The 1,323-nt window shown below is 59.8% G+C and carries 1 protein-coding gene; it reads left to right on the top strand.

The window, feature by feature from the left end; translation table 11 throughout:
* Positions 1-130 precede the first annotated feature (130 nt).
* Complete coding sequence (locus GY769_17370; protein MCP4203690.1) at positions 131-943, top strand: IS5 family transposase; 813 nt, start codon at positions 131-133, stop codon at positions 941-943.
* Positions 944-1,323 lie beyond the last annotated feature (380 nt).

Here is a 1,323-nt window from a genome sequence, read left to right as displayed (position 1 = left end):
CATGGTCTTCGCGTTCATGGCAGATTTCCTAAAATTTTGGTTTTATCTCTAAGAGGCCGTTTCGAAAGGAGTTGAGTGGCCGGTATCGATGTGATTCGAGGGAGGTTGCTGAGACCAACCTGGAGTCGCCATGTGGACGCCGACCACCCGAGAGCAGCATAGCCGCAAGGCCCTGCGTTACCAGACCGATTTGACCGACACGGAGTGGGCTGTGATCGAGCCTCATTTGCCTCCGGCTCGCGGCACGGGACGGCCCCGGTCGTGGCCGATGCGCGAGATCGTCAACGGCATCTTCTACGTAATGCGCGCGGGCTGCCCGTGGCGCCTGCTGCCGAGCGATCTACCGCCCTGGGGCACGATCTATCGCTGGTTCGCCGCCTTGCGCGACAGCGGCCGCTTTGAGCAGATCAACCACGCGCTGGTCATGGCCGATCGCGAGCGGGTGGGACGTGGGGCCAGCCCGACGGGTGCGATCATCGACAGCCAGAGCGTCAAGACGACCGAGGCCGGCGGTCCACGTGGCTACGACGCCGGTAAGAAGATCAAGGGGCGCAAACGCCACGCGTTGGTCGACACCGACGGGCGTGGCCTCGTGCTTGAGCCGCATCCGGCGAGTATTCAGGATCGCGATGGTGGGGGGCCACTGCTACGCGCCTCGCGCGGCTCGTTTCCCTTCATCGAGAAAGTCTTCGCCGACAGCGGCTACGCCGGTGAGAGGGTCGCTGAGGCCACCGTGATCGCCGTCGAGATCGTGCGCAAGAACCCCGATCAGATCGGCTTCGCCGTTCAGCCGCGCCGCTGGGTCGTCGAGCGCTTCTTCGCCTGGATTAATCGCAACCGGCGCCTGGCAAAGGACTTCGAGGCCACCATCGACTCCGCCCGTGCCTTCCTCTACGCCGCCTCCGTCATGCTCCTCGTCCGACGACTGGCACGCCTATCATGACTTTCGAAACGGACTCTAAGTACAAAAACCCTTTTCAAGACCAACAGGGTGTTCGTTTAGAACTGAACGGCGCGCTGGAGCGGAGACTGTTCTTTGGTCTGCGCCGCTAATCCCAAGGCGAAGATCGCGATGACCGCGCCAACGGACGTGCGCGTGAGCTTCTTGAACACGCTTTCTCCGTGTGTTTTTAGATTTTTGGTCGGCTATGAATTCCGCCTATGACGAGAAACTACCAGCAAGGGGGGGGGCAGAATCAAGAATTACAACCAATCGAGCATAAATGCGGCAATAAAAAATTGTTTTGTTAAACACTAAGTGCTCTGACTGCTATTATGAGTGGGCCCGCCAGAAATTCAGTACCACAGCGCGGTGTCGTCTTG

This window comes from bacterium (assembly GCA_024224155.1).
Classification (GTDB): Bacteria; Acidobacteriota; Thermoanaerobaculia; order Multivoradales; family JAHEKO01; genus CALZIK01.
This window is presented reverse-complemented; position numbering and strand designations above follow the sequence as displayed.

What these genes read in the sequence shown, in the direction of transcription:
- GY769_17370 (MCP4203690.1), top strand. Translation starts at nt 131, where the DNA reads ATGTGGACGCCGACCACCCGAGAGCAGCATAGCCGCAAGGCCCTGCGT.